Genomic DNA, 25,410 nt, shown 5'->3' on the forward strand with positions numbered 1-25,410 from the left:
ATGTCACCTTCGCTTTATAATTTTTGATGGAATTCCTACAGCAACTACATTATCTACTATATTTTCAATAACCACAGCTCCAGCCCCTATAATTACGTTATTGCCTATGTGTACTGATTGAATTATAGAGCTTCCCATACCTACATGGGTATCATGGCCTACAATCACCCCTCCAGCTATACAAGCCTTAGGTGATATATGGGTATTCCTTTGCACTTTGCAATCATGCTCGATTACAGCACCAGTGTTTACTATACAATTTTCACCTATGAGCGCTCCAGGATTAATTATTGCTCCCTGCATTACACAAGTCCCTTCTGCAATAAAGGCATAAGGCGAAACCATAGCATTCTTATGAATAAGAACTGGTGAATTAAAGCCTATAGTCTTTAATTTATTATATAGCTTATCACGAGCCAAAATATTTTGGAGTGCCCCAACACATACAAAGGCGTTCTTTACTCCTGTGTTATATAATTCTTTTAAAATACTATCATCACCTATAATAGGAATATCTAATACAAACTCTTTTTCACTAGGGTCATAACTTTTATCTGTTATACCCACAATCTCATATTTAGAATTACTTTTTATTATATCTATAATAACCTTGCAATGACCACCCGCACCTACAAGAACAATTTTTTCCATAATCTCACCCCAACTTTAAATTTTCAGCTCTCAATTCTCAAATTTAAACTATTAACTAGTAAGTTATTTTCTTTTGTATAAGTTCCCTATCTATCAATACATTGCTTAAAATTTCCGCTATTTTCCCACTGGCATTGCCATCCCCATAAGGATTTGTGCAGTTTTCTAATTGTTTTTTAAAACTCTCGTCATCTATTGCCTTATTAATACCGATCTTTACAGCTTCTTTTCCATAAGGCACATCAATTATATTACATGCTCTTAGTCTTCCTTCTTGCCTTGATCCTATGTTTACTACAGGTAGTTTAAAGCTAGGTGCTTCAATTATACCTGAGGATGAATTTCCTATCATTACCGCGGCTATTTCTAAAAAGCTTAGGTACTCTACTTGACTTAAATTTTTAAATACCTTTAAGAATGGGTATTTAGCTCTATATTCTTCAATAATCCTTATAATTTCACGTCCCCCATTATCACTGTTAGGATATGAAACTATAGTTTGATACCCAAGTTCTACAACCGCATCTAGTGTTTCTCTTATTTGCCATCCCACCATATCACGCTCTGTAGTTACTGGATGCTGAGTTAGTAGAAATATCTTATCATCTTTTAAATTGAATCTTTTGAGCATTTCAATTCTTGTTAAATAGTTTGTTCTCTTAATGTAATCAAGACCTGGTGCTCCTACTACAAAAATATTTTCTCCCTTCTCACCTAATTTAATAATTCTTTTCATACTATCCTCATTGGCTGGAAAATGAATATGAGAAAGCTTAGTTATAGCGTGTCTTACAGATTCATCTACTGTTCCAGTTACTTCCCCTCCATGAATATGAGCTACAGGAATATTCATGTGAATAGCTGCGGTTGCTGCCGCTAGCATTTCTCCTCTATCTCCTAATATTAACAAAATATCTGGCTTAATTCGATCAAAACACTGGGCCATGCTTATAATTGAAAGTCCTATAGATTTAGCCATAGCAGTCCCTGTATCAGAAGCTAATATAGTTTCAAACTTATCTGCTATATCAAATCCATCTCTTTCTATTTCATTTATAGTCATTCCATATTCAGGACATAAATGCATTCCACAGACAATAAGTTTAAGATCCAATGATTCATGTTTTTCAATTTCTTTAAGAACATGATAAAATATGCCATAATCCGCTCTTGTACCTGTTATTACTGCTATTTTTCTTTTCATATTTATCCTCCTACTAGCGCTCCTCGGGAATAGCAATTAACAATTGTTATTTTCCTATTCTATTTAAACGTAAAATGATTTAAATCATTTTTATTCCAGCATATTTAAGGCTATTTGCTCATCCATCTTTATATCTCTGTTAGTTTTTTTACCAATAACATCCATATAATATTTGGGTAAAAGCCCGTTTCCTGGTCTTTTGTAATCCAAGTCCATTAAGTTTATACTCTCCCCTGCTTTTATATATCTAGCAGCTACTATACTTTTTCTTGCTGCCTTCATAGTATCTATTTCACTAGCATCATACCTCTTGATTCCAGTTCCAAGTGCCATTTCTACATTTCTAATTGCTACAACCATCTCTTTTAATTCTAGAGGACAGAGAGATGCTTTATGATCCGGGCCTTCCATATTTTTATCGATAGTAAAATGCTTTTCAATTATATTTCCTCCCATAGCCACTGCAGCTATGGGTATAGTTATCCCCTCAGTGTGATCAGAATATCCGGACACAGTTTTAAAAGCATTTTTTATAGTATTCATGGCATTTAAATTAACGCTATGTAATTTAGCTGGATAATTCGAAGTACAGTGAAGCACCGCTACTTTTTTATTTCCTAAAGCATAAATTGCATTGATTCCTTCTTCAATTTCTGCAAGTGTCGCCATACCAGAAGATAAAATTATAGGTTTGTTAAATAATGCTATATGTTCTAAAAAGGGAATGTTAGTTAAATCTCCTGAACTTATTTTAAAAGCCTCTATGCCTATAGATGATAAAAAATTAGCACTTTCAAAATCAAAAGGGGTAGATAAAAACATAATTCCCATATGTCTACAATATTCTTGTATTTCTATGAAGTCTCCCTGTGATAGTTCTAGTTTCTTTAACATATTAAACTGAGAGGAAGTATGGCCTATGTTATCCTTTTGATAATCAGCCATTTCTGCATATCCAGTAACTAATTTTTCAGTAATAAATGTTTGAAATTTTATGGCATCAACTCCAGCAAATACAGCATTTTCAACTAGCTTTTTCGCTATGTTTATGTCTCCATTATGGTTAACTCCAGCCTCGGCTATAATAAAGGTAGGATTTCCAACACCTATAACTTTATTCCCTATCTTAAACATGCTTACTCTCCTTTATTATCAGTTCTACAAGTCTTGCATCGAGCATTGTATCAATGTCTATTGAGCTTTCCTTGTCCATTACATAAGGAATTGTATTTTCATCAACAAACTTTTTTTTCTGTACTATCATGTCACTTGAATTAATATATAACGCACCATTAAATATGTAAAAAGCAGGTAAGTCTTGGCGCCGAAGATTTGTGCCCTCAAAGCTTATGACTTCCTTTAACTTTTCGTTTTCTATACTCCTCATAAGTACAGGATTTTCATCAACTTCGCATACACTTACTAAGGAAGATTTATTTGATTCAATAAGTTTTTCTATTGCTTTATCAAGATGTTCAACTGTTCTTAATGGAGAGGTTGGCTGTAATAATATTACATAGTCAAAACTTATATTCTTATTTTTATAAAAATCAATTGTATGCATCACAACATCTATAGATTTCACATTATCTTTTGATAATTCTGCTGGTCTTAAAAAAGGAACCTTAGCACCACTCTGCTGTGCTATAACCTTTATGATATCACTATCCGTTGATACCATTATTTCATCTATATATTTTGATTTTTTTGCCGCTTCTATTGTATACGCTATAAGTGGTTTACCACATATAGGCATGATATTCTTATTCGGTATCCCCTTTGAACCACCTCTTGCTGGAATAATAGCAAGAAACTTTTTATTTTTAAACATAATTATCCCCTTTTAAGTATGATTTTTTTTTCGTATTATTTAAGTTTATTATAATTACATCCTTCATTTCGTAAAAACAATAAAAACTATGTCCAGGTTGGTCAACTTAGGCATAGTTTTTATTGTTTTACTTTCAGTTATTGTCATACCAGCTATAAGTCTATACCTCTATGAGAATTCTCAATATATATTCTTTTTATTGATTTTTAAGCAATTGATCCTCTGGTACATCTCTCATGACTTTAGCTGGATTACCAACTACAATTTTACCTATTTCAACATTTTTTGTAACTACGCTACCTGCTGCTACAAAACCATCTTCATGTATAGTAATACCTGGCAGAATAACAGCTCCTGCTCCAATTCTTCCACCTTTTTTTATAGTTACACCTTTAAATTTACCAAACCTCTCTTTAGAGCGGGCTGCATAATTATCATTTGAGGTTGTAACACAAGGCGCAATAAATACATAATCCTCAACTTCTGAGTAAGCTGTTAAATACACATTAGTTTGTATTTTACAATTAGAACCAACCTTGCAGAAATTTTCAATAGTTGTTCCACGACCAATAATTGTTTTTGAGCCTACGGTTACATTTTCCCTTATTACAGCAGTATCAGCTATAAGTGTTTTTTCTCCAATTGTGCATCCACAATAAATAATCACGCCTGCTCCGATAAGACAACCTTCACTTATTTGAGCAGGAAGCAATTCTTCTTCGCTTTTGAATATACTATTTACGGATCTCATAGGCATCTTACCTATTACAGTATTATCATCTATTCGAACATCGCTTGCTATAACAGTTCCCGTATGTATAACTACATTACTACCTAAAACACAATTATCACCTATTATTACTTCATCCTCTATAACCACAAAATGTCCCATTGATACATTCTTACCCAATTTACTTTTTTCCGAAACATACTTCATGAAAACAACCCCTTTTCATATAATAATTCTAAAATTATTTTTTCATTTCGAGTGTTGAAAAATCACCCATTGGGAATTTAACTGGAAGCCCTGTAAGTCTTGATTTATAAGCTGCAAGTATAATAGACATCCCTTTTTTACCTTCTTCTCCATTTATGAGCGGTTGCCTATTCGTATTTATAGCATCTACCATGTCTTTATATAATGGTGTATGTCCGAATCCATATACTGAATCTGGATCTCCCTTTTTTTCTTTTAATATCTCTTCCTCAGTATCCACATTATCTGCGAATCTCCAAGTTTCTATGGAATTAACTGCAAGACCTCCTATAGAAACAGTCCCTGTTTCACCAAATATGCTTAATGTTTCTTCTAAGTTCTTAGGATATACACAAGCAGAACCTTCAACTATGCCTATAGCTCCATTTTTAAATCTTATAATAATTGCTCCAAAATCCTCTGCTTCTATATCTCGAAGGAAAGTACCACACTGAGCATAAACAGTATCTATTTCTCCACCAAGCATCCATTGTAATAAATCAATATTGTGAATACATTGATTCATTAAAGTTCCACCATCTAATTTCCATGTTCCTCTCCAAGGTGCCTGGGTGTAGTATCCCATATTTCTATTCCAAAGGATTCTTGCTGTACCACTAACTAATTTTCCAAACCTATTTGCATCAACTGCAGTTCGCAATTTTTGTATTGGTTCATTAAATCTGTTTTGATGACTAACACAAAGCTTTACATTATTTTTCCTTGCACATTCAATCATTCTATCTGCATCACGTGTAGACAAAGCCATTGGTTTTTCAACAAGTACATGTTTTCCACTATTCATGCAATATATAGCTATTTCTGGATGATATCCACTTTCAGTAGATATAGTAACCATATCAATATCAGCGTTTTCAATCATTTCCTTATAATCTGTATATACTTTTACATCTAAATTTTCGCCTATTGCTTTTATGTACTCATCTCTTTTAGCTATAGCATTAGCTTCTACCACATCACAAACCGCAGAAAGCTGGATTTCCATTTTATTTTGAGTTATAGCCTCTACATGTTTGTAAGATATTCTTCCGCATCCTATTATTGCAACATTTAGTTTTTTCATTTAAATTCCTCCTTGTAATATCTCCTAAAATTTTGGAATGCAACATTATAAAATAATTTACAATGTTTGCATGCCAAAATGTTCTGTTCCTGCATCACTATTTCTTAAAGTTTGTTTATTTTTTCTCTATTATTTACAACATGCTTTGTAGCATTTCTTGTGTCATATAATAAACTAGCTTCTTCTACAATTCTTTCATAGTCATAATCAGTATGATCTGTTGTTATTATTACTATATCTGCATTCTCTATTTCACTTTCCCAGTTTACAGATATGTATTCTTTTCCCTTGTGGATAAATTTCGGTATAAATGGGTCATTCATAATTATGTCAGCACCATTTTTTTCTAATTGATCTATAACCTTTAGTGTTGGTGATTCTCTCATATCATCTATATCTTTTTTATAAGCCGCACCCATAAGAAGAACTTTTGCTCCGTTTAGTGCCTTTTTCTGACCATTTAAAAGCTTCATAACATTTTCAAGCACAAATTCAGGCATATAATCGTTAATTATACCTGAAGCTTCTATTAATTTTGTATGATAATCATACTCTTTTGCTTTCCACTCTAGATAAAATGGATCAAGTGGTATACAATGTCCTCCAAGCCCTGGTCCTGGATAGAATGGCATAAATCCATAAGGTTTAGTTTTAGCTGCATCAATAACTTCCCAAATATCTATATTCATCCTTTTACATAAAATAGCCATTTCATTAGCTAGTGCAATATTTACATTTCTAAAAGTATTTTCAAGAATTTTTTCCATTTCAGCTACTGCCGGAGAAGATACTTCCATTATATCTCCCTCAAGCACACTTCTATAGAGCATACCCGCTACTTCTGTGCAGTCTTTAGTGCATCCACCAACTACTTTGGGAGTATTTTTTGTGTTAAATTGCTTATTGCCTGGATCAATTCTCTCTGGAGAAAACGCTAAGAAAAAGTCTACTCCACATTTTAAACCTGATTCCTCAAGTATTGGTTTTAGTACTTCTTCAGTTGTTCCAGGGTATGTCGTGCTTTCGAGTACTACGAGCATTCCCCTATGTAAATACTTTGCTACACTTCTAGTTGAATCAACTACATATGATAAATCGGGTTGCTTGTATAAATCTAGTGGTGTAGGTACAGCAATACACACTGTATCAACATCCTTAACAAAGCTAAAATCCGTAGTTGCTTTAAGTTTTCCCTCTCTTACTAAGCTTTTTAAATCTGAATCTACAATATCACCAATATAATTACGTCCTTCATTCACCATTTTAACTTTCTGATCTTGAACATCAAAACCTATTACTTCATATCCTACTTTAGCCTTCTCTACAGCTAATGGTAATCCTACATAACCCAAGCCTACTACACCAAGTTTAGCTGTTTTATTTTTTAATTTTAATAATAACTCGTCTTTTAATTGAAACATTTTGTTACCTCCTATAACCTTAAAGGTCTAATTTAATACGTTAATTTATATTATTTTGCAATGTAGGAAAAAAAATCATTAAAAATATTTTACATCAAGTCCAATTAACTACAATCGCAAAGTGTTAACTATCTTATTCTCTCTTTCTTATATAAGTAGGAACTTTTTCTTCCATTAAAGTAAGTATTGCTTCTTTATCTCTACTCACTACGTTCCTAAACTCTTTAATAGATTCCTCAATAAAATCTATATCATTCCCCATTGGCTTTTCAACAAAAATTTTATTGTGAGAAGTTGACGTTAAGGCAATCTCATCCATTAGAAGTTCTTCATAAAGTTTTTCTCCTGGTCTGAGCCCTGTAAATTCAATTTTTATGTCTACATCTGGTTCAAGGCCCGAAAGAGTTATTAAGTCTATGGCCAAGTCGAATATTTTTACTGGTTTGCCCATATCTAAAACAAATATTTCCCCACCTTTTGCCATACCTCCAGCTTGAATAACCAATTGCGCGGCTTCCGGTATTGTCATGAAAAATCTATTTATATCGGGGTGCATAACTGTTACCGGTCCTCCATGGGCTATCTGTTTTTTAAATAATGGTATTACTGAACCATTACTTCCTAGAACATTACCAAATCTCACAGCCACATACTGAGTGTCACTGATTGTATCAAAAGCCTGAATTATAAGTTCACAAAATCTCTTTGTAGCACCCATTATGTTTGTAGGATTTACTGCTTTATCTGTACTGATTTGAACAAATCTTTTAACGCCAGCTTCATGACTACATTTTACCACATTATAAGTTCCTAATACATTATTTTTAATGGCCTCAGCTGGATTATTTTCCATAAGTGGCACATGTTTATGAGCTGCTGCATGAAATATTACGTCTGGTTTATTAGTTTTAAAAATTTCTTTTAATCTATCGAAATCTCTGACAGATGCGATAATAAACTCTTTATTTAACTCCGGAAATTCATAATTAAGCTCCATTTGTAAGTCATAGGCGTTATTTTCGTAAATGTCTACGACTATTAGTTTTTTAGGGTGAAATTTTGCAATTTGCCTGCATAGTTCAGACCCTATAGAACCGCCACCACCTGTAACTAATATTGTTTTTTCTTTAATATATTTATCAATCTCTTCATTGCACAATTTAATTGGCTCTCTTCCTAAAAGATCCTCAATATTTACATCACGAAGCTCACTAATGTTTACTTTTTCGTCTACAATTTCATAAATACCTGGGATTGTTTTCAACTTACATTTAGTCTGTTTACAAATATTTAGTATTTCTGTTTTAGTTTTAAAATCTGCAGAAGGCATGGTTATAATTATTTCCTCAACAGAATTTTCCTCACAAATTGAAATTATCTTATCCCTACCACCTAATACTCTAATATCATTGATTATTTTGCCCTTTTTAGATTCATCATCATCAATTAAGCCTACAATATAGTAGTTCAGTTCACTATGCTTTTTAATTTCCTTTACTAAAAGTGCACCTGCATCACCAGCACCCACAATAAGAATGTTTAAATTTTTGTCACAATGCTTTTTTTCACCCTTATTTTGCTCAGTTATTCTATATATGATTCTAATTCCGCCTAAGGTAATTACACATAGAATCCAAAATATAATATGAACAGTAAACGGGAATCTATAATAATCACTTTTAAATAAAATATAACTAACCAAATAGCTATAAATTACAAATGCTATATTTGAGAATGATATGGAATACACTATAGAAAATAATTCTTCTATGGAAGCATATTTCCACATATTTCGATATAATTTAAAAATTTTATTAAAACCTATTATTAAAATTATCACTGGAATAATTGAAAGTTTAAAAAATTGTATGTCTTTACTCGGGATATTAAAATCAAATCTTAATAATAAAGCAATATATAATGATGCCAAAATACAAACAATATCAACCACAAAGACTCTTTTATCAGTTTTCATCAAGTTCACTTCCTCTATCTAATATTAAATCCTTTGCAACTCTCCTTAATCATTTTACATCATTTCTAAAATTATTCAACATATTTACATATAACGCTATATATCAGCATATATTATTATATCCTAAATCAATCTCTTTGCATAATTTAAAGGAGTTTATTAACTGTTTATTTATAATTCCTTATGAATTCAATAGCATAGTCCTTAGACAAAAAAAAGAAGCCAGTTAATTAGCTTCTTTGACTTATTATCTATTTTCATTTTTCTTATTGCATTCCTTATAAATTTCTTTAAACATATCATTGTTCTTAATAGTTAAAAGGTATTCCATAAAAGTTTTTTTAAGATCATCTCTTTTAAGCGCATATTCCACAGTTGCTTCTAAGAATCCTTCTTTATCACCTACATCATATCTTCTACCTTGAAAATTATAAGCGTACATATCTTCTTCTGATATTAAAGTTCTTAATGCATCCGTAAGTTGTATTTCTCCGCCCTTACCGGGCTTTGTATTTTCTAAAATATCAAATATTCTAGGTGTTATTATATATCTTCCAAGTATTGCTATGTTTGAGGGTGCTTCGTCTGCGTTAGGCTTTTCGATAAGATCTTTAACTTTATAAACTCTATCTTCTATTGATGTTCCATTTACTATACCATACTTGTAAACTTCACTTAATGGTACATCTTGAACTCCCAAAATTGAAGTTTTATATTGTGAATGGCAATCTATAAGTTGTTTTAGGCAAGGAACCTCACTATCTACCACGTCATCCCCGAGCATTACAGCAAAAGGTTCATTACCAACAAAAGTTTTTGCACAGCTTATGGCATGACCTAAACCTTTAGGTTCTTTCTGACGTATGTAATAAATGTTGGCCATATTTGATATATCCCTAACCATTTTTAAAACATCATCCTTACCATTTTGTTCTAATTGAAGTTCAAGTTCAATGGACTTATCAAAATGGTCTTCAATTGCTCTTTTATTTCTTCCTGTTATAATTAATATTTCCTCAATTCCAGAAGCAACCGCTTCCTCTATAATGTACTGTATTGTTGGTTTATCAACAATTGGCAACATCTCTTTAGGTTGTGCCTTTGTGGCTGGTAAAAATCTTGTGCCAAGTCCTGCTGCTGGTATTATAGCTTTTTTTACTCTCATAGTTATTCTCTCCTCAAATAATATACTCAAATATCGTAATCTTATTTTAGCATAGCTTTCTACTTGTAATATTATGTCCATTAATACCCAAAATATGTATCATTTTTCTTTATACAGATTATTTATGATCCGCGAGTAACTTTTCTAAGTCAATTACAATATTATCATGAGGATCTATTTTTTTAGCAATTTCTAAATGAATTTTTGCTCCATCATAGTTTTTAACATTCAGATAACACATAACAAGATTTGTGCATATTTCTATAGATTTTGTAACTTCAAATGCCTTCCTAAAGTATTGTATAGCCACCTCGTAATTTTCAAGACAAGCATAGTTTATACCAAACTCATTTATTACTTCTATCAAATTATTATCAATTGCTTGTGCTTCATTTAAATAGTATATAGCCTTCTCATAATTTTGTAGAATTCTATAAGCCACTGCACTATGGTAATATATGTCCGGTTTATCTCCTAATTGCTCCATTAATGGTATTAGAATCTGGAGTGCAGCTTTAGGATCATCAGTTACTAGTTTTTTTGCTTTTTCAAAACTTGTTGTGATTTTTAGAGTATCTTTAAGCTCAATAACCTCTGCTGTTTGCTCTCCATCATTTGTAATATAATTGTTTATTGCAGCATATGCTAATTCATGTCTACTTTCACTATTAAGAACTATTGCTTCATATAGAAATGGTTTACTGTAATGTGCTATTTTTTTAGCATTTTCTATAAGTTTTAATTCTTCATCCTTAAACATAATATTAGTAAATCTTAATTTATCTACTATCAGAAAAATCTTATCGTAATTTTCAATATTTTCTTCTATAATCAATAACCCTTTTAAGATAATATATGCTTCTTCATAATTTTCATTTTGGATTTCTTTAAAGACCACACCTTTAATAAATCCTATTGAATTTGGAATACTATTTATAATTTTTTTATACTCCTGAGAATATTTGAAGTGTTCATCTGCTCCCAAAACATAGAACATGCCTTCTATAAATAGATTAACTGGTATATTATCAAAATCTTCTTTTTCCTTTACCTTTTGGATTATCTCATTAGTTCTCACTGGGAAGTATATGTCATTTACAATGACATAATCATTAATTTTGCTATTCTTTTTTATTTCTAAAAAAAGAAGGGCAGATAATTTTTCAGAAAAATATGCTTTTATATCCATGCTTTCACCTTCCTACTAATCTTAAATATTTATATCAAATATCACTATTAATAATAGTATACTGACGATAATTTGTAAACCATAAGCAACCAAAGTATTGAACATTATGGATCCCTATGAGTTGTTTTATTTAATTTTTGCATGCTTCATTAACTATTGACATAACATTTTCTTTTAGATCAATTATTTTTTTAGATGTATTTTCTAAAGAATTTCCTTTAACCGATAAGTAAATCTTCATCTTCGGCTCAGTGCCAGAAGGCCTAACTACAAACCAAGAACCATCCTCCAATACAAACTTTAGTACATTTGATTTAGGTAATTTAATTATTTTCTCGCGAGTGTTAATTAAATCTACTTCTAAACTAGACCTATAGTCCATTTTTTTTATAATTTTGTTATTATCTATTGAATCCTTCATTGAAACCCTTAAATATTCTAATACATTGCTTATTTTTACCGCACCATCTTTTCCTTTCATTTCTATTGAAACTAGACCCTCCTCGTAGTAGCCATGTTCTTTATAAATATCCATAAGTGCATCATATAGACTTATTCCTTTATTTTTATAGTAAAGTGTCATTTCACAGATTAACATTGCCGCTATAACTGCATCTTTATCACGAACAAAATTTCCTGCTAAATAACCAAAACTTTCTTCGAACCCAAATATAAATTCTTTTTCTCCATCTCGCTCAAACTCTTTAATTTTTTCTCCAATATATTTAAACCCTGTGAGCACATCTATTACTTCAATACTATATTTTTTAGAAATAGACTCTACCATGTCTGTTGTAACAATAGTTTTTATTATCACACCATTTTTAGGCAATTGATTAATTTCACTTAATGAATTTAGCATATAATTACTTAATAACACACCCGTCTGATTTCCAGTAAGAACCCTGTATTTCCCTTCTTTATCTTTAACTAATACTCCAATTCGGTCACAGTCAGGGTCCGTACCAAAAATAATGTCTGGGTTAATATCTTTGGCCATATCAAGTGCCAATTCAAATACCTTTGGATCTTCTGGATTAGGGTATGGAGCTGTTGGAAAATCACCATTTGGCATTTCCTGCTGTGCTACGACGGAAACATTATCATAACCCAGTTCTTTTAAAACTCTTCTCACGGGTATGTTACCTGAGCCATGAATAGGTGTATAAATTATTTTTAAATCTTTTGCACGTTCCTTAACTAGGTCTTGTCTAATAGTTAAATTTTTAATCCTTTCAATATATGATAAATAGAGGTTTTCCCCAATGATTTTTAGCATTCCATTTGTTTTTGCTTTATTAGCCTCCATAGTTTTAACTTTAGAAAAATCTTTTATAATGGCTGCACATGCTATAATTTCACTTGCAACCTCATCAGTTACTTGACCACCATCATCTCCATAAACTTTATATCCATTATACTCTTTAGGATTATGTGATGCAGTAATAACAATCCCCGCTTTACTTTGTAATTCACGAACTGCATAAGATAAAATTGGTGTTGGTGTTAATTCTTCAAATAAATTCACAAAAATGCCATTACCGCAAAGAGTTTCTGCTGCAGCCTTCGCAAATTCCTTTGACATATTTCTTGAATCATAAGCTATACTAACTGATATATCCTCTTTATATTTCGAGTTTAAATAATCAGCGAGTCCCTGAGTAGCTTTACCTATGGTATGTATATTCATCCTGTTGGTTCCTGCTCCAATTACACCTCTTAGTCCCCCAGTTCCAAACTCTAAATCTTTGTAAAATCTATCTTCAATTTCTTTTTCATCTATTAACTCATCAAGCTCTTTCTTCAATTCCAAATTTATAAGTTCAGAATTAATCCAACTTTTATACTTTTCTTTGTACATTATATAATACCCTCCTTGTATTCCTCTAGAACATAACAATTGTTATCCTCAAGCTATTTTTTTTATGTTAACCCAATATATCTTTAGTCACTCATATTATACTATCAACCAATTGCAAATAAAAGACATTTTCAGTGTCTTTATTATGAATTATTATTGCATTTACATTTCTAATCCTTTATAATTATAAATTGCTGAATGAATATATTATAAACAACTATTTTAAAGATTAGGCATTCAAAAATAATTAAACTAGATAGAATCTACTAGCATACTTACCTTATTTATTTGAGTGTGTCTTAATATAAATTCTTTTGAAAGGGGTGTATAAATTGTATAGATTAAATCAAAATGAAACTCCATTATTTGATGCTCTAATGGAATATGTAGACAGAGAAACTTTACCTTTCCATGTACCTGGGCATAAAAAAGGTCTAGGCGCTGATGAACAATTTAGAAGTTTTATGGGGGATAACCCTTTTAAAATTGACGTTACAGTGTTCAAACTTGTTGATAGTTTTCACCACCCAACTGGGCCTATTAAAAAGGCGCAAGAGTTAGCAGCCGATGCTTATGGTGCTGATGCATCATTTTTCTCAGTTCATGGAACTTCTGGTGCTATTCAAGCAATGATTATGTCTGTAGTTGGATCTGGCGATAAAATAGTTGTGCCTAGAAATGTTCATAAATCTATAACCGGTGGCATAATACTTGCCGGTGCTGTCCCAGTTTATATGCAACCTGAACTTGATAGAAAAATAGGCGTTGCACATGGAGTTTCCCCAGAAACTGTGGAAGAGACATTAAAGGATAATCCAGATGCAAAAGCTGTGCTTATAATTAACCCAACATACTATGGAGTTTCCACTGATATTAAAAGAATTGCTGATTTGGTTCATGAATACAACATTCCTCTTATAGTTGATGAAGCTCATGGCCCTCATCTTAAATTTAATAGCAGATTACCAATGTCAGCAATGGAAGCAGGTGCAGATATCTGTGCTCAAAGCACTCATAAAATTATAGGCTCATTAACTCAAAGCTCAATGCTACACGTTAGCTCAAGGCTTGTTAACCCTGCTAGAGTTAAACAATTAATAAACTTACTGCACACAACGTCGCCTTCATATATACTAATGGCATCCCTGGATTGTGCAAGACGACAAATTGCATTGGATGGTAATGAACTTTTAGAAAAAACTATTGATTTATGCAATTATGTAAGAAGTGAAGTAAATAAAATTCCAGGACTATATTGTTTTGGTGAAGAAGTTTTAGATGGCTTTGGAGCTTTCGGTATTGATCCTACTAAAATTACGATTACCTGTAGAGATTTAGGTATAACAGGTTATGACCTAGATATGATACTTTCTAACAAGTATCATATACAAATGGAATTATCCGATCTTTATAACATATTGGCAGTTGGTTCTTTTGGTGATACGGAAGAAGGAATGGAAAAATTACTAGAAGCTTTAAGAGAAGTAAGCGATGAATACTATGGCAAAGGCATAAAAAAATCTGATTTCATTGATATTCCTAGTATTCCTGAGCAAGTTCAAATTCCTCGTGAGGCTTTCAACAGTGTAAATACTGCTGTAGAAATTAAAAAGAGTGCCGGTATGATAAGTGGTGAATTCCTAATGGCCTATCCACCTGGCATTCCAATACTTTGCCCCGGAGAGAGAATAACGCAAGAAATTATAGATTATGTTGAAAAATTAAAAAACACAGGATTATATGTTCAAGGAACCGAAGACCCAGAAGTTGAATATATAAAAGTTGTTCGCGAAGAAGATGCTGTGTATATAACTGTAGAATAAAAGTAAAAAGAACTCCAAATTAGGAGTTCTTTTTACTTTTATTCAAATGTCATTAACTCATCACCTGCAGTATTTCAATATTAAAGATTTAAAAATTATAAGTCATAATATAATTGAAATTCTATTGGTGATGGAACAGGCATTATTTTTTGAATTTCTTTTTCAGTTTTTAGTTTAATCCAGGTATTAATAAAGTGTTCATCAAATACGTTGCCCTTTAATAAAAATCCACAATCTTTTTTGAGTTCGTCAAGTGCTTCATCTAAAGATCTCGGTAATGTTTCAATTTTATTTCTTTCTTCCTCTGGCAAATCAAAAACGTTTACATCGTATGGTCCAAAACCTTCTTTAGTAGGACTGATTTTATTTTCTATACCATCAAGACCAGCCATTAAAAGTGCTGAATATGCTAAGTATGGGTTTGCAGTAGCATCTGATGGTCTAAATTCGAATCTTCTAGTTTCTGGATCTCTAATATACCCTGGAATTCTTATTACTGCAGATCTATTTCCTGTAGCAAAACAAATTGATACAGGTGCTTCAAACCCAGGTACTAATCTCTTATAAGAATTAGTTGACGGGTTAGTAAATGCAAGTAATGCTTTAGAATGCTTTAATACTCCCCCAATAAAATATAGCGCAGTTTCACTCATTTGAGAATATCCATTTTTATCATAGAAAAGGTTTTTCCCATCTTTTCTTAAAAGCATATGAACATGCATACCACTTCCGGCTTCTCCAAATAATGGTTTAGGCATAAAAGTAGCTGTTTTTCCGTGAGCTATCGCTTCATTTTTAATTAAGTATTTTGCCATCATTGTAGCATCAGCCATTTTAGTCATTTTTCCGAGTTCAACTTCTATTTCAAGTTGCCCGGCCGCTCCCACTTCATGATGATGATATTTCACAGGCATTCCCATTTCTTCTAATTTTAAACACATTTCGCTTCTTAGGTCATTATTAAGATCGTAAGGTAAGCCTAAATGGTAACTTTTTTGGAAAGGTGCTTTATATCCAAAATTCTGTTCTTTATTATTCGTATTCCATGGTGCTTGGTTAGAATCTATAAAAACCTCTTGATGGTGATTAGTAACTTCATAATTTATATGATCAAATATATAAAATTCAAATTCTGGTCCTATTACATATTCATCAGCAATTCCGAGTTCTGTCATGTATCTTTCTGCTTTTTCAGCTATAAATCTTGGATCTCCAGAAAATCGTCCTTCATTTTTGCCAAGAGTGTACATATTTGCAATCATACTTATAGTTGGTATCTTACAATATGGATCAACAAAAGCTGTAGTCATATCAGGGATAAATCTCATATCTGAATCCTCTATAGTTGAGTATCCATAGCTTGATCCGTCAAATCCTATTCCATCAGAAAATGTCTTTTCTGATAATCTTTCAATAGGTATAGTTAAATGGTTCCATCGACCTTGTAACGTTACTACTTTAAAATCGACAAATTTAATATTATTTTGTTTTATAAAGTCTTGTACTTCATTAATATTATTAAACATATGTAAAATCCCCCCTTAATTTGTACGAATATTTAAAATATTCGTATTTTTAGTATAATACATGATTTTTATTTGTCAACCCTATCAGTTAAAGAAATAAATAAATCAAAAAAAAGCCACAATGTTTTGTGACTTTTTTCACATTATAATATAAATTATTTAAATTATTTAAATTATTTAAATTTAAAATAAAATTCTATTGTCAATATTTTTTATAGTTTTACAACCCGTAAGCACCATAGCTGATTTCAATTCACTTTTCAAGAAATCAATGTAAGATTTAACACCCTCTGCCTTACCTCCAAATGATGCGGTTACAAATGGCCTACCAATAAGTACAGCATCTGCACCTAGTGCTATCATTTTTAATATATCTGCCCCACTTCGAACTCCGCCATCAGCTAAAATAATAATTTCACCCTTAACTTCCTGCGCGATTTCATTGAGAACATCAGCTACGCCTGGAGTTTGGTCTAATACTCTTCCTCCGTGATTTGACACCACAATTGCATCTACCCCTGCATCTACTGCAAGTCTTGCTTCATCTGCTGTCATTATTCCCTTAAGGATAAATGGAAGTTTCGTTGATTTAACAATTTCTTTAATTTCTTCTACAGTTTTAGGCATAACTGGTTTACCATAAAGTGCTAATGTAATAAGACCACAAGCATCTATGTCCATCCCTATAGCAAACGCCCCGGCTTTTTCTGCTAATTTAATTTTTTCTATAACCTTTTCATTTTCCCAAGGCTTTATTATTGCAATGCCTGCTCCACCTTGTTTTTCTAATTGATCAAGATTAGTTGTGTAAAATGAATCTACCGCTGTATCTCCTACCATTGGGAAAATGCCTCCATCTAGGCACCCACTAATTACCCAAGAGATATATTCTTCTTCAGTAAATTTACCACCCATATTTAAGGTAGTACCTGATACAGGAGCTGCAAATACAGGAATATCCATTTTTCTCCCGAATAATTCTAGCGAAGTATCAGGATTTTTCGCATCATGTATAGTCCTCATATTAAGTTTATAAGCGTCTAATGCCTCTATGTTAATTTTAAAGGCATCCCCCGTTCCTTTTCCACCCATTCCGGGTACTTCACCAGCACAAGCTACCCCATTACATACGGGACAAACTCTGCAACTTTTATTTAAATTCTCTCTAGCTTCTTTTAAAACATCTTTATAATTCATTTTATTTCCCCCTAAGTTAAATCATCACCAGCGATGATGTCTTTAAAATTTATTTCGTCTAAATTTTCTTCTGTATAAATTTTTATGTCCTTGGATAATAGTAACTGCGTCGTAACTCCATTACCGATTTTTTTAGTTCTACTAAAAGTCCCATCGTAAATCTGCGAAACTCCACAAGAAGGACTTCGCGCTTTTAAAATAGCAACACTTGCTCCAACTGCTTCTGCAATTTTTAAAGTTTCATAAGCACCTTTTATAAACTTCGTGGTTGCATCTGCTTCATCTACTCCGAGAATTCTAGCTTTTCCTGCTAGAACGTCCATTCCGTTCCCGTTTACAATTTCCTTTGGATCCCTAGGAGTTTCTAGTCCACCTAGTTGCTCTGGGCAAACAGGAATTGCTTTTCCTTCCATTAAGAGTTTAAATACCCTTTCATCTAAATTATTTCCACCATCATATCTACAATTAATGCCACATAAACAAGCACTCACAATAATCATAACATAACCGTCCTCTATTTATTTGAATTTCCCTTATTTATTTATTAATTAAATTAGAGCTATTTAAGTTCTACTACAGTAACACCACTACCACCCTCACCATAATTTCCTAGTCTGTAAGTTCTAGCATGACTATGCCTTTTTAGCATATCTGTAATAGTCTTTCTTAAAACTCCTGTTCCCTTGCCATGGATAATAGTAATTTCTTTAAGCCCACCTAGAAAAGCTTCATCTAAGTATTTATCGACAGTATACGTAGCCTCCGACCCATCCATACCTCTTAAATCTATAGATGAAGGTACACTTTTTAAAGTTAGCTTCATTTCTCTTCTAACTATCTTTGCCTTTTTCTTTTCTTCCTCAGTAACTTTGGACTTTCGTAGATCATCTAGTTTAACATATATCTTCATAATACCAGCTTGAACCTGTACTTCACCTTTATTATTAGGTTTAGAAATTATAATAACCTTTTGATTAAGCGATGGCAAATATACCTCGTCACCTTCTTTTACTATTTTTAACTTTTCTCCTAGTTCTTCATTGTTTTTTTGTACATGCTTATCTAAGCTTTCTATTTTATTCTTAATTTTTAGCCTTTCCTCTTCAAGCATTTGCCTCGCTTCAGAAGGGTATCCTAACTTTTCTAGTTGTCTCATATTTTTAAGAATAACGTCTGATTCTTCTTTAGCACCTCTAATAAATTTTTTTGCTTCTCTCTGAGCTTCATACATTGCATTTTCTCTAATGTTTTCAAGCTTATATAATTTTTCCTGATATTTGTCTTTTAACTTACTAGCTTCTAGTTTCAAAGCCTCTGCCATCCTAGCATCTCTTTCTGCTTTTATGCTCTTTTCTTGCAAACTTTGAACTAATTCTTCAAACTCTAAGGTCTCTTTAGAAATATTTTCTCTAGCATTTTTAATAATATACTCTGGTAATCCTAATCTCTTAGAAATTTCAAAAGCATTAGATTTACCTGGCACTCCAATTATTAGCCTATAAGTAGGGCTTAGTGTGTCTACATTAAATTCTACGGAAGCGTTTTCGACCCCGGTAGTTTTTAAAGCATATCCTTTTAATTCACTATAATGTGTAGTTGCAACTACTTTTGTACCTCTTGCTCTTAAATTTTCTAGAATTGAAACTGCAAGAGCTGCCCCCTCTGTAGGATCTGTTCCAGCGCCTAATTCATCAAATAGAGCCAAGGTTTTTTTATCTGCTTTTTCAATGATATTTACAATATTGGTCATATGAGAAGAAAAAGTTGATAAGCTTTGCTCTATGCTTTGCTCATCACCTATATCTGCGAAAATATCATTAAAAAAACTTACCATGGAGCCTTCTCTTGCTGGAATTAAAATTCCGCTCATAGCCATAAGTTGTATTAACCCTACAGTTTTTAACGTTACTGTTTTACCACCAGTATTGGGTCCTGTTATTACAAGCGACGTAAATCCTCTTCCTAAGTAAATATTACTAGGAACTACAAGTTTAGGATCTATCAAAGGGTGCCTCGCCTCAATTATATCTATTATTCCATCTTCATTAACATTCGGAATAATTGCATTAATTTCTATTGCATACCTTGCCTTTGCAAAAATAAAATCTAATTCCCACACTATACTTGCATTATTTGAAACAATACTTATATTTTCGTATATTTTATAGGACAATTCAGCTAAAATTCTTTCAACCTCAGCTTTTTCCTTTAACATAATTTCTTTAATTTCATTGTTTAAGTGAACTAAACTCATTGGCTCAATGAAAAGCGTAGCCCCAGAGGAACTCTGATCATGCACAATTCCAGGAACGCTACCTTTATGTTCTATTTTAACTGGAATTACATACCTATCCCCTCTTATTGTATAAAGACTTTCTTGAAGATATTTCGCATTAGATCTAACTAGTGAATTTACCTTTTCTTTTACGGAAGAATTCTTCTCTTTTAGTGATTTCCTTAAACTGAATAGTAAACTACTAGCCCTATCAGAAATTTCTTCATCACTTATTATAGCTACAAAAATTTCATCTTCTAGTTTCTTTATCGGAACAATTCCAATACATATATCTTCTAAAACTCTTGAAGATTCCTCATCATCTTTGTTTCCCACGTATTTCTGAAATAATCTAGCACACCTAAGCATTTGAGCTATTCTAAGGAGCCCAGTTGGCATAAGAGAGGCTGCTTTAGATGCCCTGCTTATGTCACCACGAACATCATATATTCCTTCAAAAGGTGCACTTCCCTTTTTTGATAAAAGAAGTAGTGCCTCATTAGTTTCCTGCAAATGTTCTTTTAGTTCATAAATGTTTGTGTAAGGTTCTAATTTTTCTATAATATCCTTGCCAGCTGTAGTATGTGTATATTCTTTAATTTTGTCTTTAATTTTATAATATTCTAAAACTCTTAATGATTTTGTATTCACGATTTCACCGTCTTTCCTTTATTCCACGCCTCTTTTATAATGCCCTCTTGTATAGTTTTTAAATTCTGTGGTCCAAGTTCTTTTAATATAATTCTGAAGAACCTCAATAGTTTCGTCGAAATTCTCATGGATAAAATCTAATCTAAAACATGAAATATTATTTTTTATAATTTCTGTCATATTAGAAATCAAATTCACTGGTACGTTATTATAAATATAGCTTCTACAGTACTTATCAGTATTAATACCAAATTCTTCGCCTTTTCTATCTTTAAGTGTGTACGCGCCTTTAGTACATTTCTCGGTGCAGCTGCATTTATCACTCTTGTTACCAAAAACACTTCCTATAGCACAATATTCGCTGACCATAAGCTCATATTTCCCGTAAACCATAATTTGCAGTGGCAAAGAACTTTTAGATGCTATTTCTTTAATTTCCTTTTGGTTTAGTTCCGCACTAATACAAGTCCCTGCAATGAAACTTTTGTAGAAATCTCCTGCATAGCTATTAAAAACATTTAATTTATAATCTCCAATTATATTAGTTTTTTTATTAAATCTATTAATTATGCCTAAATTAGCAGTAATAATACCTTTTACATTGCATAAATTAGTTTCAATAAACTCACATACACTTTCAAATTCACCCTTAATAATACTCGGAATCTTCAAATAAATATTCACATCATAATCATTAAAGTTAATGTCACATGATCTCATAAAAGGATTTACAGCAATATTATCAAAGCCCATTTCAATTACCGCTCTTAATTGCTCTCCACTCGTAACATATATAAGTGTTTCCGGTATAATGTTATCACTCGTTTCCACAGTTTCTACATAATTCTTTTCTCCCTGCATTTTAAGTCCTTTATTATAATTAATCTGTGTGTTATTTCTTTCTCTTTTATACTTTCCTATTATATGATTTTTAACATCCTCTATTAATTCCCGCCTAACTGAATTTAATGAAGACATTGGCACAAAACCATCTCCAAAGCTTTCAAAGTTAACTTCATTTATTTTGAAAGGAGTATCTCCTGTTTTAGATAGATTTTGGATAATACGCTCTCTATCTATTGGTTTGTTTATTGATTTTTGAACCAGTTCTCCAATAGCATTAAAGCTCTTTCCCATATAACTCGTACTTATGGTTAGAGGCTTATTCACACAAAATTCAATTGAAAGATTTAGTTCTATTTTTCTCCTATATGCATCGCTATAGGTCTTTGAAAGCTCATTCATTAATTCATCATCAGAAATCTTATATAAAAAGTCAGAAGCTTTGAATTTAGTTGGTTTTAATAGCACCCTATCGCCGATTACTGCCTTTTGAACTTCGTTGCCATCAACAATAATCTTTGATATAGCAAACCCATCATCGTTAAACATTACACCATCTTTTAGTGCTATATTTTCTAAAAGAATCACCGACAAATCAGCAGCAACCTTTCCTATTGCAAGCCCCGAATTCTTAGGAACCTTATATGCCATCATATCTTTTCCTGTATTACCATATAGATACGCTTTTGAAAACCCTTCTCTATTAAATAATTGTGTTAAAACTTTAGTATCCTTATCTAACTTTTGTATTGTATTGTTATAAACATTGTCTATTGCCCGTCTATATATTTCCACAACGCCTGATACATATTCTGGTTTTTTCATTCTTCCTTCAATCTTTAGTGATGATGTACCACTTTTAACTATATCTTTTAAGTTATCTATTGTACAAATATCTTTAGGGCTTAACATGTATGCCTTATACTCTCTGTTAGTGTTTTTATCTATTAGTGTATAAGGTAATCTACATGGTTGGGCGCATCTACCTCTGTTTCCACTCCTACCACCAATAATACTACTCATAAGACACTGTCCTGAATAACATATGCATAGTGCTCCATGAATAAAAACTTCTGTTTCAACTTTTAGTGTATTAGATATGTAATCAATTTCTTTTAAACTAAGCTCTCTTGATAGAACTATCCTACTAAATCCAAGCCCTTTTAAAAACATGGCACCTTCACCATTGTGAATCGTCATTTGTGTAGATGCGTGAAGCTCAAAGCTCGGGAAATTATTTTTTATTAAGTATATTAATCCAGTATCTTGGACAATTAATGCATCTACTCCTACTCTATATAAAAACCCTACATACTCCATAATTTCTTTTAATTCATTATATTTTACTAATGTATTTAAAGTAACGTATACTCTTACTCCATAAATATGGCAATAATCCACTGCAATGGCAAGTTTCTCATCATCAAAATTAAAAGCATATGCTCTTGCTGAAAATTTGCTTCCTCCTAAATAAACTGCATCTGCGCCCATTTGCACTGCTGCATATACGCTTTCCATACTTCCAGCAGGGGCTAGTAATTCAATCTTTTTCATTTGCATCTCTCCTAAAAAAATCTTCTAAATCTTATTATACAGTAAATGTTGTCATAAATTAAGGGATTTTAATATTTCACATCAATAATTCTCATATATCATACGCATTGCTTTCCGCAAGCTGTTTCCTATATAATAGAAATAGTAGAATATAATTAAAAATAGACTAATGGAGATATGAATATGACTATAAAAAATAGTATTAGGAATATAGGAATAGTTGCCCACGTTGATGCTGGAAAGACTACCTTAACAGAGCAACTACTTTATCAAAGTGGTTCTAGCAGAATTCTGGGTAGCGTAGATAAAGGTACAACCCATACAGACTCACTAGATATGGAAAAGCAAAGAGGTATTTCAGTAAAAGCTGCTGAAATTGATCTTAATTACAAAGACACTAATATCCATGTTATAGATACCCCTGGGCATATTGATTTCAGCTCTGAAGTAGAAAGAAGCATAGGTGTTCTAGATGGATCAATAGTAGTATTATCCTCAGTTGAAGGAGTACAACCTCAAACTGAAATATATTTCAACGCTTTAAAGGAATTAAATACGCCTTCAATATTCTTTATAAATAAGCTTGATCGTATTGGGGCCTCCCCCCGTAAAACTATTATGGATATGAAAAAGCTTCTTACAAACAATCTTGTTCCCTTACAACTCGTCTATGAAAAAAATAATGAGTTTATTGTAAGCAACATATTTGAACAGGAGAATTATTCAAAAAATATTTTGGAACTAAAAGAGGATGTTTATAAGCAGCTGCTTGAAGATATAATAGATATGTTAGGTAATTATAATGAAGAAATTTTAAATCAATTCTTTGAAGGTAATTTAACCCTAGGAATGGTAAAAGCTGAGATAATCGTGCAAGCGAGTAAAGGCACAATTTACCCTGTGTTATATGGTACTGCACTAAAAGGTGAAGGAATTAAGGAGCTTCTTGATGGAATAATAGATTATCTTCCTGGCCCAGAGGATTTGGATAATTCTAACCTCTCCGCATTGGTCTATAAAATCTCTTATAACAAAACCTTAGGTAAAATAGCCCATATAAAAATTTTTAGCGGATCAATATCCACGAGAGAAGATATTTTAAATGTTACTACAAACAAAAGTGAAAAAATTACTATGATAAAAAAAATGATTAATCAAAAAATAGTTGATGTAGCGTCAGCAAGTAGTAGTGATTTAGTACTAGTGAGTGGTTTAAATTGTAGCACATATGATGTCCTTGGTAGCAAAACTCATATTCCTAGAATACAAACAATTACAACGCCACTTCTTACTTTGAGAATTTATTCGAAAGTTCAAGAAGACTATATAGCTTTAGTTGAAGCTTTAACGATCTTGCAAGAGGAAGATCCACTTCTTAACATGCAATGGATAAAAGAAAAGAAAGAAATTCATATACGGATTATGGGCAAAATTCAAATTGAATATATCGAAGCTATTTTAATGGAAAGATTTGGCCTACAAGTATCTTTTGGTCCACCATCGGTTATCTATAAAGAAACACCTATATCAAGTGGATATGGTGAATCTCGTTATACTATGCCCAAACCATGCTGGGCTATAGTTGAATTTTTAATTGAGCCGCTACCGAAAGGGACTGGACTTATATATGAATCTAAAGTAAGAACTGAAAAAGTTAAGATGAAGTATCAACGAGAGATAGAAGATAATTTAGATAGAATCTTAAGTCAAGGTATTTACGGCTGGCCAGTAACAGATTTAAAGATAACCTTTATAAGAGGAGAAGACCATGTTATGCATTCACGTTCAGGTGACTTTGCTGCATCTACTGCCATGGGCATCATGAGAGGGCTATATGAAACAGGCACTACACTACTTGAACCCATAATTAAGTATAGGATTACTGTACCTGAGAATGTAGGAGGAAGGGTTTTAAATGACATTATAAAAATGCGTGGCAGTTTTGACTCACCACTTATTCACAACGGTACTTTTACAATAGAAGGAAAAATGCCTGTATCCACCTCTCTTGAATACCCAGGAGAACTGGGCAAAATTTCTTCTGGGAAAGGCATAATGACAACAGGATTTTCAGGTTATGAACCATGCCCCTTAGAACTCGGATCCACAAGGGAAAGAATAGGTGTTAATCCAATAGACAGAGCTAAATTTATACTTTATGTACGGAATGCATTATAAAAAAAA

Annotated in this window: 18 protein-coding genes; 2 read left to right on the top strand and 16 right to left on the bottom strand. The window is 32.2% G+C overall.

Annotated elements, in window-relative coordinates:
• Window positions 1–3: 3 nt before the first annotated feature.
• The 11 genes from JJE11_RS00470 to JJE11_RS00520 all read right to left on the bottom strand — a co-directional run bounded on the left by JJE11_RS00470 (window position 4) and on the right by JJE11_RS00520 (window position 13,357).
• On the bottom strand, window positions 4–651 hold the full coding sequence (locus tag JJE11_RS00470) for an acetyltransferase (RefSeq protein ID WP_291632279.1): 648 nt from the start codon (window positions 649–651) through the stop codon (window positions 4–6).
• Window positions 652–706: 55 nt separating this feature from the next.
• Entirely contained in the window at window positions 707–1,855 is a 1,149-nt protein-coding gene (neuC, locus tag JJE11_RS00475) for a UDP-N-acetylglucosamine 2-epimerase (protein ID WP_291632280.1), read from the bottom strand.
• A 90-nt stretch (window positions 1,856–1,945) separates the two neighbouring features.
• Complete coding sequence (gene neuB / locus JJE11_RS00480) at window positions 1,946–2,989, bottom strand: N-acetylneuraminate synthase (protein ID WP_291632281.1); 1,044 nt, start codon at window positions 2,987–2,989, stop codon at window positions 1,946–1,948.
• Complete coding sequence (locus JJE11_RS00485) at window positions 2,982–3,686, bottom strand: acylneuraminate cytidylyltransferase family protein (protein WP_291632282.1); 705 nt, start codon at window positions 3,684–3,686, stop codon at window positions 2,982–2,984. The genes neuB and JJE11_RS00485 overlap by 8 nt, the downstream gene beginning before the upstream one ends.
• Before the next feature lie 196 nt (window positions 3,687–3,882).
• Window positions 3,883–4,623 carry an acyltransferase gene (locus JJE11_RS00490; RefSeq protein ID WP_291632283.1) on the bottom strand — a complete coding sequence of 247 codons (741 nt, stop codon included), beginning with the start codon at window positions 4,621–4,623 and terminating at the stop codon, window positions 3,883–3,885.
• Between the two features lie 34 nt (window positions 4,624–4,657).
• Entirely contained in the window at window positions 4,658–5,746 is a 1,089-nt protein-coding gene (locus JJE11_RS00495) for a Gfo/Idh/MocA family oxidoreductase (RefSeq protein ID WP_291632284.1), read from the bottom strand.
• A 104-nt stretch (window positions 5,747–5,850) separates the two neighbouring features.
• Complete coding sequence (locus tag JJE11_RS00500; RefSeq protein WP_291632285.1) at window positions 5,851–7,167, bottom strand: nucleotide sugar dehydrogenase; 1,317 nt, start codon at window positions 7,165–7,167, stop codon at window positions 5,851–5,853.
• A 133-nt stretch (window positions 7,168–7,300) separates the two neighbouring features.
• Complete coding sequence (locus JJE11_RS00505; RefSeq protein WP_291632286.1) at window positions 7,301–9,142, bottom strand: nucleoside-diphosphate sugar epimerase/dehydratase; 1,842 nt, start codon at window positions 9,140–9,142, stop codon at window positions 7,301–7,303.
• Between the two features lie 247 nt (window positions 9,143–9,389).
• Entirely contained in the window at window positions 9,390–10,307 is a 918-nt protein-coding gene (gene galU / locus JJE11_RS00510; RefSeq protein WP_291632287.1) for a UTP--glucose-1-phosphate uridylyltransferase GalU, read from the bottom strand.
• Between the two features lie 118 nt (window positions 10,308–10,425).
• Complete coding sequence (locus JJE11_RS00515; RefSeq protein WP_291632288.1) at window positions 10,426–11,496, bottom strand: M48 family metallopeptidase; 1,071 nt, start codon at window positions 11,494–11,496, stop codon at window positions 10,426–10,428.
• 130 nt (window positions 11,497–11,626) lie between these two features.
• Complete coding sequence (locus JJE11_RS00520; RefSeq protein ID WP_291632289.1) at window positions 11,627–13,357, bottom strand: phospho-sugar mutase; 1,731 nt, start codon at window positions 13,355–13,357, stop codon at window positions 11,627–11,629.
• 332 nt (window positions 13,358–13,689) lie between these two features.
• Between JJE11_RS00520 and JJE11_RS00525 the strand changes: the two genes are divergently transcribed.
• Complete coding sequence (locus JJE11_RS00525; RefSeq protein WP_291632290.1) at window positions 13,690–15,180, top strand: aminotransferase class I/II-fold pyridoxal phosphate-dependent enzyme; 1,491 nt, start codon at window positions 13,690–13,692, stop codon at window positions 15,178–15,180.
• Between the two features lie 95 nt (window positions 15,181–15,275).
• Here the strand turns inward: JJE11_RS00525 and glnA are convergent, their stop codons facing one another.
• From glnA to JJE11_RS00550, 5 genes are all read right to left on the bottom strand, one after another.
• A complete protein-coding gene (gene glnA / locus JJE11_RS00530; protein ID WP_291632291.1) occupies window positions 15,276–16,706 on the bottom strand; it encodes a type I glutamate--ammonia ligase in 1,431 nt (476 codons plus the stop codon).
• A gap of 183 nt (window positions 16,707–16,889) precedes the next feature.
• Window positions 16,890–17,903, bottom strand: a complete 1,014-nt coding sequence (locus tag JJE11_RS00535) for an alpha-hydroxy-acid oxidizing protein (protein WP_291632292.1) — start codon at window positions 17,901–17,903, stop codon at window positions 16,890–16,892.
• 11 nt (window positions 17,904–17,914) lie between these two features.
• A complete protein-coding gene (locus JJE11_RS00540; RefSeq protein WP_291632293.1) occupies window positions 17,915–18,403 on the bottom strand; it encodes a DUF523 domain-containing protein in 489 nt (162 codons plus the stop codon).
• Window positions 18,404–18,462: 59 nt separating this feature from the next.
• Entirely contained in the window at window positions 18,463–20,829 is a 2,367-nt protein-coding gene (locus tag JJE11_RS00545; RefSeq protein ID WP_291632294.1) for an endonuclease MutS2, read from the bottom strand.
• A gap of 18 nt (window positions 20,830–20,847) precedes the next feature.
• Complete coding sequence (locus tag JJE11_RS00550) at window positions 20,848–23,226, bottom strand: U32 family peptidase (RefSeq protein WP_291632295.1); 2,379 nt, start codon at window positions 23,224–23,226, stop codon at window positions 20,848–20,850.
• A gap of 183 nt (window positions 23,227–23,409) precedes the next feature.
• Here JJE11_RS00550 and JJE11_RS00555 point away from each other — a divergent pair, with 183 nt between their 5' ends.
• On the top strand, window positions 23,410–25,404 hold the full coding sequence (locus JJE11_RS00555) for a TetM/TetW/TetO/TetS family tetracycline resistance ribosomal protection protein (protein ID WP_291632296.1): 1,995 nt from the start codon (window positions 23,410–23,412) through the stop codon (window positions 25,402–25,404).
• Window positions 25,405–25,410: the final 6 nt, after the last annotated feature.

Origin of the sequence: Clostridium sp. (assembly GCF_016650095.1) — a bacterium.
GTDB lineage: Bacteria > Bacillota > Clostridia > Clostridiales > Clostridiaceae > Clostridium_AD.